The sequence below is a fragment of the Estrella lausannensis genome, assembly GCF_900000175.1.
Classification (GTDB): domain Bacteria; phylum Chlamydiota; class Chlamydiia; order Chlamydiales; family Criblamydiaceae; genus Estrella; species Estrella lausannensis.
The window spans coordinates 1-9,136 of sequence record NZ_LN867111.1; the positions used below are offsets into that span (position 1 = coordinate 1).

Annotated in this window: 15 protein-coding genes; 14 read left to right on the top strand and 1 reads right to left on the bottom strand. The window is 44.6% G+C overall.

What is annotated here, in order from left to right; genetic code table 11:
• The first annotated feature begins 236 nt into the window (after positions 1–236).
• From ELAC_RS11510 to ELAC_RS11560, 11 genes are all read left to right on the top strand, one after another.
• On the top strand, positions 237–476 hold the full coding sequence (locus tag ELAC_RS11510) for a hypothetical protein (protein WP_098039442.1): 240 nt from the start codon (positions 237–239) through the stop codon (positions 474–476).
• Entirely contained in the window at positions 467–670 is a 204-nt protein-coding gene (locus ELAC_RS11515) for a hypothetical protein (RefSeq protein WP_098039443.1), read from the top strand. Before ELAC_RS11510 ends, ELAC_RS11515 begins: the two co-directional genes overlap by 10 nt.
• A 14-nt stretch (positions 671–684) precedes the next feature.
• On the top strand, positions 685–2,265 hold the full coding sequence (locus tag ELAC_RS11520) for a DUF5906 domain-containing protein (protein WP_098039444.1): 1,581 nt from the start codon (positions 685–687) through the stop codon (positions 2,263–2,265).
• A 310-nt stretch (positions 2,266–2,575) separates the two neighbouring features.
• A complete protein-coding gene (locus ELAC_RS11525; RefSeq protein ID WP_098039445.1) occupies positions 2,576–3,634 on the top strand; it encodes a primase-helicase zinc-binding domain-containing protein in 1,059 nt (352 codons plus the stop codon).
• 122 nt (positions 3,635–3,756) lie between these two features.
• Entirely contained in the window at positions 3,757–3,987 is a 231-nt protein-coding gene (locus ELAC_RS11530) for a hypothetical protein (RefSeq protein ID WP_098039446.1), read from the top strand.
• 3 nt (positions 3,988–3,990) lie between these two features.
• Positions 3,991–4,476, top strand: coding sequence for a hypothetical protein (locus ELAC_RS11535; RefSeq protein ID WP_143406512.1), 486 nt, complete (start codon positions 3,991–3,993; stop codon positions 4,474–4,476).
• Positions 4,467–4,724: a hypothetical protein gene (locus ELAC_RS11540; RefSeq protein ID WP_143406513.1), complete on the top strand. Its 258-nt coding sequence runs from the start codon at positions 4,467–4,469 to the stop codon at positions 4,722–4,724. The genes ELAC_RS11535 and ELAC_RS11540 overlap by 10 nt, the downstream gene beginning before the upstream one ends.
• Entirely contained in the window at positions 4,696–4,878 is a 183-nt protein-coding gene (locus tag ELAC_RS11545) for a hypothetical protein (RefSeq protein ID WP_098039449.1), read from the top strand. Before ELAC_RS11540 ends, ELAC_RS11545 begins: the two co-directional genes overlap by 29 nt.
• Positions 4,879–4,980: 102 nt before the next feature.
• Positions 4,981–5,229 carry a hypothetical protein gene (locus ELAC_RS11550; RefSeq protein WP_098039450.1) on the top strand — a complete coding sequence of 83 codons (249 nt, stop codon included), beginning with the start codon at positions 4,981–4,983 and terminating at the stop codon, positions 5,227–5,229.
• Positions 5,219–5,488, top strand: a complete 270-nt coding sequence (locus ELAC_RS11555; RefSeq protein WP_098039451.1) for a type II toxin-antitoxin system RelE family toxin — start codon at positions 5,219–5,221, stop codon at positions 5,486–5,488. The genes ELAC_RS11550 and ELAC_RS11555 overlap by 11 nt, the downstream gene beginning before the upstream one ends.
• Positions 5,489–5,777: 289 nt before the next feature.
• Positions 5,778–6,467, top strand: a complete 690-nt coding sequence (locus tag ELAC_RS11560) for a hypothetical protein (RefSeq protein ID WP_098039452.1) — start codon at positions 5,778–5,780, stop codon at positions 6,465–6,467.
• On the opposite strand, the gene ELAC_RS11565 is transcribed toward ELAC_RS11560, so the two are convergent.
• Complete coding sequence (locus ELAC_RS11565) at positions 6,464–7,405, bottom strand: site-specific integrase (protein ID WP_098039453.1); 942 nt, start codon at positions 7,403–7,405, stop codon at positions 6,464–6,466. The genes ELAC_RS11560 and ELAC_RS11565 overlap by 4 nt on opposite strands.
• Before the next feature lie 297 nt (positions 7,406–7,702).
• On the opposite strand from ELAC_RS11565, the gene ELAC_RS11570 reads away from it, so the two are divergent.
• Genes ELAC_RS11570 through ELAC_RS11580 form a run of 3 tightly spaced genes read left to right on the top strand, consistent with a single transcriptional unit; the run spans position 7,703 to position 8,877 of the window.
• On the top strand, positions 7,703–7,918 hold the full coding sequence (locus tag ELAC_RS11570; RefSeq protein WP_098039454.1) for a helix-turn-helix domain-containing protein: 216 nt from the start codon (positions 7,703–7,705) through the stop codon (positions 7,916–7,918).
• Positions 7,919–7,934: 16 nt separating this feature from the next.
• Positions 7,935–8,582: a nucleotide-binding protein gene (locus tag ELAC_RS11575; protein WP_098039455.1), complete on the top strand. Its 648-nt coding sequence runs from the start codon at positions 7,935–7,937 to the stop codon at positions 8,580–8,582.
• Positions 8,569–8,877 carry a hypothetical protein gene (locus ELAC_RS11580; RefSeq protein WP_098039456.1) on the top strand — a complete coding sequence of 103 codons (309 nt, stop codon included), beginning with the start codon at positions 8,569–8,571 and terminating at the stop codon, positions 8,875–8,877. Before ELAC_RS11575 ends, ELAC_RS11580 begins: the two co-directional genes overlap by 14 nt.
• Positions 8,878–9,136 lie beyond the last annotated feature (259 nt).

The window sequence follows — 9,136 nt, forward strand, 5'->3', positions numbered from 1 at the left end:
AAAAAAAACCGAAAGAAGCGGCAACTTCCCTCGGTTTGAAGATAGGGTTTCTAGATTCCCTTCATTATTGCTTTCAAAAGTAGCAGAAAAGCTAGGCTGCACACAACGGATTTTTGTTATATATGATCACAAATGAGATAAATCTGTGCTGTAAATAAATAAATTTGGCTGTCTGACTACAAGCATACACTACTCCAAACAAATAATTTACGTTAATTTCACCACTGGAGAGTGTCATGTCTAACCAAAAAATAATCCAAAAGTTTATCGACCGACTGGGAGAAGAAGACTTCATCCCGCCTAGCCGCTTGGTCGAAATCGGTCTATTCGGTTCTTTGACCGGAGTCCGTCAAGCCCTGGAAAAAGGCGTTCTGCCAAGGATCAAGGTGACCTCTCACCGCAGTTTGATCCCCAGGGAATCCGTTATACAGTTCCTGCAAGAAAAGGCGTCGGTTGAGCAGTCGATGTGTGGGTAAACGATCCGCAAGATGACTTCTTAGTGCGCTGCCGGGAAGCAATCTACCAATTTGAAGCAGCAGACAAAGCAGAAGACACCGAAGGGCGCTTTTACTGGATGAATCGCCTCGCGGATCTCTGCAACGAAAGTGGAATAGAACTGATGGAAATCGAGGCGGCCTGGCGAGACCGCCCTAAAGACTCAAAACTGTAATTTCGAGATATCTAATGAATATTGAACCGACTCAGAATATAGCAGAAAAGCGAATTCCAAACGAAAAAAAACCGAGCAAAAAAAAGCAATTAGAGGCCCTAAAAAGAGAGTGGTGTGAAAAACAGGAGAGTCTTCTTAAAGAAAAAGAAACTCTTGGGTTTGGAGATTACGACATTGATGACTTCTTAGGGTATGAGGTGGATGAAGATGAAAGCTACGACAAAACAGCGCCCATTCTAGCCCTACAAAGAAAGTTGAGAGAGCTGCAAGAAAAACGCCATATTTTGTGGGGTGAAGATTCCGCCATCGAGGAATTAAATAAAAAGCATGCAGTAGTTCACACCAGCCAATTCTTCATCATGACAGAAAAAGACCACCCAGTCTTTACAGGGACAACCTTCACTTTAGAGAGCAAGCAATCGTTTAAAGACACGTACGAAAACCAATTAGTTCTTTGCGCTGACGGAAAAGAAAGGTCAAAAGCTGAGGTTTGGCTGAAGAGTCCTAAAAGAAGGCAATATAAAGGAATAACATTCTCCCCGGGCCGACAAACCCAAGACAAGGATTTATACAATTTATGGAGGGGATTTTCAGTCGAGCCGAAACAGGGAAGCTGCGCTCTATTCAAGGAACACATGAGGCGGGTAATTTGCGGAGGTAATGAAGTTTACTTCAATTATCTCTGGAAGTGGTGCGCTCGCTTGTTCCAGTCTCCACACCTTTTAGCTGAAACTGTTCCGGTTCTAATGGGCGAGCCTGGAACTGGAAAAAACACCTTTGTAGAAGGCTTGGGTTATCTTCTAATGGGCGGTTTCGTTCCTCTGGACGGTGTTCAGCAATTGGTTGGCAATTTTAACTTCCATTTGAAAGAGGCTGTTCTGATTCATGGCAATGAGGCCATGTGGGGTGGGAATAAGAAGGAACTCGGACGGCTCAAATCGATGATAACAGAGCCATACAAAGCGATTGAACCAAAAGGGAAAGATGTAATTTTTGTCCCTAACTACACACACCTAATTATTTCATCAAATGAAGATTGGCCTGTACACATCGACCGAAACGATAGGCGCTTTTTCGTTCTGAATGTCAGCAGTGCACACAAAGAAGACCTGCCTTATTTCAAAGCGATCAAAGAAGAACTGCGAAACGGAGGAAGGGAGGCCCTTTTATATGAACTCCTGCATGAGGATATAAGCGATTTCGACCCTAGGATAATCCCATCAAACAACGAAGCCTTTAGCGTTAAGATGGAATCCGCTGGGTCTACTGAAAAATACATTTATGCGGCCTTAAGAGAGGGGCACTTCAACATAGGCAATGCCGCTCCCTTCGGCGCTTGGAAGGAAAAAATTAGTGTGGACAGCGTTTTCACTGATTACGAGTCGTGGTGTCTTTCTGAAAGACTTGGGCCAAAAGGAAAGGCTGCGTTTGGGAAGATTTTGAAGAAGCTTATTCCTTTGGTAGAGAAGATACGCCCCAGATCTAAAGATATCGGCGAAAGGACATGGGAATACGAGTTTGGGAACTTGGAATCGGTAAGAAGGCAATTTGAAAAGTCGTTTAAGGTAGATCAAGGAATTTGGGATTGGTCATAGATCTGTATTTTTTGGTCATAGAATGGTCATAGGATCTAAATTTCTTAAGTCACTAAAAATAAGTATCTGGTCATAGTGGTCATAGTAGTCATAGAGAATTTAAGAATTGTAAAAAACCAAAAATAGCAAAATGTCGTTGAGTACAGATTTTTATTTTTGGGTAACTCAAAAACTACCCTTTTGCGGTGACTCCTATGACACGACATTGATATTTAGTTGTTTAACTGTTTTTCTTGCTATGACCAAGCTGTGACCAGGGGGGATATTTTACTATGACCGCTATGACCAAAAGCGAAAAAAAGAAGAGAAAATGAATTTACTGGAATTAGCGAAAGAACAAGGTTTAGATCCCAAAAAGGTTTCTTCAACCGGAGGCGGCGAGTATCACAGTTCTTGCCCTTCGTGCGGAGGTAAAGACCGATTCAGACTTCACCCGAATAAAATCGGTAAGCGCTGTGTCGGAAGCTATGCCTGCCGGGTATGTGAGATCAACGGCGACACGATCAGCTTTTGTATAGATGTCATGGATATTCCTTTTGAAGAGGCTTTTCGAAGGGCAGGAGTCGAACCCTCATTTTCTGACCGGTCTTTCTTATCACTCAAAAGTCCACGTCTAGCTCCCATAATCTCCCCTGAAACGCCTTCAAAGAAATGGGAAGCGAAGGCACTTCTTTTTATCGAGGCGACACACAAGCGGATCTGGAAGCAACCGGAGATTTTGGAATATCTCTCTAGGCGAGGAATCCCCGAAAACGCGGTCGCGAAGTACAAGCTCGGCTGGAATCCAACAGATCTCAATGGAAATCGCGAGGATTGGGGGCTTGAAGCACAGCAGAAAGAGGACGGAAGCCCTAAAGGGATTTGGCTACCGAAAGGACTCGTCATTCCCTGGTTTGATCGAGACGGCGCGGTGAAGCGGCTTAAAATCAGACGAGCGGACTGGAAAGAGGGAGATAAGCTGCCGAAGTACATCAAAGCCTCTGGCGGTATGAAAGGGATTAGTATTATCGGCACGAGCAAAGACAAGGATGTGATGATCTTTGTCGAGTCAGAGCTGGACGCCTTTGCTGTCGAGTTTTCTTGCGGTGACTTTGCTTTCGCGGCAGCGGTCGGAACAAATAACCCTTCAATAGATCATGTAACCGATTACTTGGCGCAGAAGCGGGCGTTCGTTTTGGTTGCTCACGACAGGGATCAGCCGGGGATGGTTATGCTTGATAAGCTGAAAGAGCGCTATCCACAAGCCAAAGCCTATCCTGTTCCTTTTGGAAAGGATGTTGGTGAAGCAGCCCAAGAAGGATTGAATATCAGGGATTGGATTCTACAAGGCTTACCTGAAAAATTCAGGGCGCAAGATACCAGGCTGTAAGTATTAGACCGAGATTTGCAGGCTCGAATGGGGGATTTCATGCCTTTCGAGTAATACAATGGTGGGATATTAGAGAAATAGAGTGTTAGAGCGATACTGTATTACAGTAAGGAGAAAGTTCTATGATCGAAGGAGAGCCTTACGATTTTGAATATTACGATCATGACGAGCTAGACAAGTTCAAAGCGAGGCGTTCTGAAAAGTACGTCAGGCTCGTAAAGGCGTATAGCCAAGCTAAGACTAAGAGCGATGAAAAGGCTACCAAGAAAGCGGCAACGGCCATCCTTCGGTTCAGAGAAGAAGAGGATGTCATCAAAGAAAAGTGCCGGGCAACTGGCTATTTTTGGAGTTAGTGCATGGCAAATAATGCAGGGGAAACACCCCACCCCCCTACGGAAATAACCCCTCCAAAGGAGTTAGTCCCCTTGATGCAGGCGTTTCACGTCACATCAAAGAAAGCGGCCAAATCCCTCGTTCTTGAGGCGGCAAAGGCCATTTCCTATCCAGCAGAAGACTACTTATCTAAAAAGGAGTACTCCAAGGAAGACATCGAGGTCATCGTCTCTTTAATTCAGGGGATAAAGCCCAAAGATGCCCTTGAAACTCTCTATGCTGCTCAGGTAGTTGCGAGCCACATGCTCGGGATGAGAAAGCTTGCCTCATCGTATCCGGAAGACCAAAAACTCGGCTTGAAGATGCTTAAGTTTTCTAGTGAGGCAATCCTTCAGCTCGACAGGAAGAGAAACGGAGCCTATCAGCACATCACGGTCAACTATAACAACAGCGGGCCGGGCAATGTTCTATCTCAGACCATCATCAAGGAGGACTCAAAATGCCTGTAAAAGGAGTTAGGTTTTGCGGGGCCAGGTGCAGAACGAAGGGAGGGGCGCCTTGCGTCAACCCGGCGATGAAGAACGGTCGATGCAGAATGCACGGCGGAGCCTTATGCAAGAAGGAGACGCACGGCAGAGCGACTTTAAGGGCCATAGCAGAACGGAAGCGGGAGCGGGGTTTTCTGAAAGAAATGGAAGCACTTCAACGGCAGATAAAAGAGGCGCAGCGTGAGAAATCCAAGCAAGAAACAGCTTAGGGAATCGGCTATAAAAAAAATGGAGCTTTTTGAAAGAGCCATGAGAGGAGAGGCTTCAACGCACGAATTAGTCAAAATGTCTCTGGACAGAGGGATGATTTCACAGGAACAATACGAGGATTTCTTAAGGATCGAGCGGGAGTATGGTGATTAATGCGCGACCCTATTCTAGGGAATGTGAAACCATTAAACAAAGCTGCGGTTACTCATTTACTCATTTACTCACTCATGGTATAATGAGTTAAAAGAGGAACCTATGAAAAACACAGTTAGGATTAATTTTGACTTCTCTAGGGATTATTACCCCTATCTAAAGATGCTTTGCGCTAAAAGAGGGCAATCTTTGAAGGATTTAGCTTCTGAGCTATTGATCCGGGAAATTGAGGAGCACGAAGACCTCCAGCTAGCTAAAAAGGCTACCAAACGCTTAAGAGACACCAAAGAGAGCGATCTGATCGACTTTGGCGACGCCGCAAAGCTTGCTGGATGGACGGATGACGAATAAGTACAACATTCTCTTCAATAAAAACTACATAAAAGATCTTGAGAAAATTCCCAAAAAAGACCGGGAGTATATCCGAGAAAGCGTCCTCTCCTTAGCAAAAAACCCTCGACCCGATGGCTGTAAGAAGCTGAAGGGATCGAAAGACCCTCTATACCGGATTCGGTGCGGTGACTATAGGGTGGTGTATGAGATCCGAGACAACACGCTCGTTATCTTGGTTATTGATGTTGGCCACAGGAAGGATATTTACCGGGATTAGTCAGATTTGTCTAATCCGAGCAATCTCAGCCTAAAAAGCTTTCACAAATTCCTGTAAAAAAAAGTTGTTTTTGGTAGGATCTTCGCTTTTTTGAAAAATGCAAAAAGTGACTAAGATTTTAGTTTCCTTTTGCCGTGAACCCTGTAGAGAAAACAATGATAAAAATGACCATAACAATAATTGGCATGCTGATTATTATGTGGGCCTCCTCATCCTTCATTTCTTTTCTCGTGCTAAAAAAATCATCGTTATTCACAAATATTGAACCGCAAAAACAAAAAGAAATTAGATGGTTAATCTCTTCAATCGTAACTGTTTTAACAGGCTTATCTTCTGCTCTGTTTTTACTTCTTTCACTTTGACATCTTCAACACCAAATTATATTGCCCCAGTTAGATTAGAAACATTTTCTGAGGCAGCCTTCATGTTTAGACTCGAAAGGTTAGTTAATAAACTAACGGAAAGTAAAGGTAAGAGCTGTGATAAGATCATAGGATATTTAGTAGATGTTAAACGTGAAATTGAGTCTTCATATGGCCTTCGCTTTGACTTAGATAGGTGCATGGGAGAGATTGAGAATGAGATAAAAAAGGGTGGGCAAAAACCCCCTAAAAAAGAATTGGATGTCATAAAAAGTAAAATAAAAAAACAGGATAAAAAGCACAAAAAGCACGCCGAATACTTGGCATCGACGATGTATATTGAGAATTATGAGTTCAATAAGGCTGATGAAGAACTCATGCTTTTTGATACCAGAATGGGAAAAGATAGCGATCAACGTGACGAGGACGATGTTGAATTACCATCTCTTTTAGTTTACGGAGTTACTGTGACCTTGTGTGGTTTTTTCTTAATGTGCCTCCCCATACCGGTTTGTAAAGATTGGGGTGGCAGAATGGTTGTTGCTGGAGTGACAGCTTGTGCAAACAGCATTAGCACAAAAGTGGATGAAGACAAGAAAAACAAAAAGAAGAGTTAAACCCCCAAGATCTTCACCGCCGAGTCCTCAAAGCCTTTCGAGTCCTCAACATACCTTAGCACCATGTCAGCCGATTTATGTCGGCTGTGCTTTTTGATGATGTGCATTGAAGTCCCTTTCTCTGCCGATGCAGTCACTAGACCACGGCGGGCACTATGGCCGGAGTATTCTTCCCCGAAGTAATCTTTTATGATAGCCGAGACACTATGTCCTGACAGCCTAGAAGATATCCTCCCCCCTTTCTGAAAGGATCTGAATATCGCCCCTTCATTAATTCCGGAAGCTTCAAGCCAAGCCTTCAATGCTTTAACCGGGCAGATGTCTTGATCCCTTGCAAAAGAGAGATAGACGGTCTGCTTTGTGTCTGAAGTCTTCGATTGCATGATCGAAATGGCAGCGCCCTTATCGGTGAAATCGACGTGCTGGACATCCAGGGCTGACACCTCACTACGGCGAAGCGCGCCAAAGAAAGCGACCGTCAGCAAAGCCTTATCCCGAAGATCTTTTAAAGAGTCTCCCAACTTGCAGCAAGCGCCTTTGATATCGAAAGGAGTCAGAGCCGGGGCCTGCTTAAGGGTTTGCTGCTCTTTATGGGTTCTACGGATACCACGGCGCACTCGTCGATACAGCGCTGAATCTCCTTTGATTGCTTGCCCGGCTTTCTCATGTGCTGCCTCGATGGCCGCAATCGTGCTATCCAGGGTTGAGAAACTGACTGAATCCCCCAGGCTTGAAAGATAGAGCGCCACGGCTTCGGCGGAACAAGGCAGCGATTGGATCTCATTACTCTTGCACCAGCAGTCAAACTTTGACCACATAGATTTGTACGTTCTGATTGTGTTTGGTGATAGAGAGGCGTTCTCATAGGCGACAGCCCTTTCCATCAACTCGGCTTGATCGGTTGTTAGGCTGAAAGTCGCTGAAGTCGTCAGGGTCATAATCCACCAAAAAACATTTGCTTACGTTAACTTAAATTAGCGTAACCAATATACAACACAGTAAGATTGTGTGCAAGTGTTACTGTATTACAGTATCACAACATCACTGTATCTCAGAAATATTGCGATGGAGTCTTTCTGTCACATAGTCTGCCTGTCACACAACAACACTCTGGTACTGCATTATAGAGTGACAAAATCCACTAAATATCACTTGGTATCAACAAATCAATTGACTGAAACATACAGGTGTTGTTTGATGTCGCCTTTAAGACAACTAACCACCTAAAAGGATTTATGGCCGAAGTGTTTGATATAGATGAAGCTTGCACATACCTCAAGCTTGCAAAGCCCACCTTGTACAAGTATGTCAGGGTCGGAGCGATTCCCGCATTCAAAATGGGACGGGTCTGGCGCTTCCACAAGCAGGTTCTCGAGAACTGGGTCAAGCAGCGTGTCGAAACGGACACCACCGCAAGAACTAAGAGAAGTCGTTTAGCTAAGTCACATTGAAAAGTAACGGTATCAAATGAAAGTTATCAGTAGCGTCGGAGCAAAAGGCGGAAGCGGGAAAAGCAGCGTCTCACTGGTTCTAGCTTGGGAGTTGGCCCAGACCCACAAAGCAAAGGTCGTTCTTTTTGATGCCGACGTGCAGGGGACTTGCGTCAGCGCCAAGGCTCTTAATCCTGAAATGCCCTTCGAGGTAATCTCGGTAATCAACAAAACCGACCTGTGGGAGAAAGGAAAGCAGTACGCTAAAAACGGATACGACTACCTGATCGTGGACGGCAACCCTCGCTCCCTACATGAAGATCCGGCCATGATCGAAGTGATTGCCAAGCTCAGCGACTTAAACCTAATCATCTCACGCCCTTCTCCAAGGGATCTAAAAGCTCAGATTAAATACGTTGATCTCGTGAAGAAGGCGACAGCCGGGCAAACGAGAATACTCTGGAACTTCTTTCAAAAGAACACCGCAGCACACAAAGAAGGCGTGCCCGAAGGCGAAGAGCTTCTCGGGATTCCTAGCCTGAATACAAAAATGGGCTTAAGGGTAGCTTATCAAGACATCGGATACACGGAAGGGTATGTCGGAGGCTTGAACAATGCTGAGGCCACCAAAGAGATCAAAGCACTAGGAAAGGAAATTAAGGGACTACTGCATGGCAAAAAATAGAGTGAAACGATCTTTGCAAGCGGTCGCCGCCTCTCAGAACATCACAGAAGAAAAGCACGCGGACAAATTCGAAGCTATCAAAGACCTAGCAACCGGGCAAGCCCCTGTCAAAAGCAGCACCGCCGGAAGAATTAGCCCGCAGATTAGCTGCACGGTAGACCCGGCAGACAAACAGCTCTTGAATGAGTTGACGCTGTACGCCTCAAATAAGCTTGGAAGGGTAGTTAACACCTCGACAGTTATCCGAGCGCTGATTCGCTTGGGCAGCGTCAGAAGGGAAGAGTTAGAGTTTTGAGAACAGAGATGTAGTGTGGTGTACTGAGATGAAGTGTATTAACAACCGTGTTAATAACGCCGTTAACATGTTCCAATGTGTTATATTTAAAGTTTTTTTGCATTCGACTGTTTCTAGAAAATAAAAGAATGCATAAAGTGATAAATAGACTTGACATCACTTTCTGCTTAGAGTTACAGTGTATTTTAAATTTGAACACCTTGGAAAAGGTAGCCTGAAGGCGTTTTTCCAAAAGAAAATAGCGTATGCTTTAGAAGCA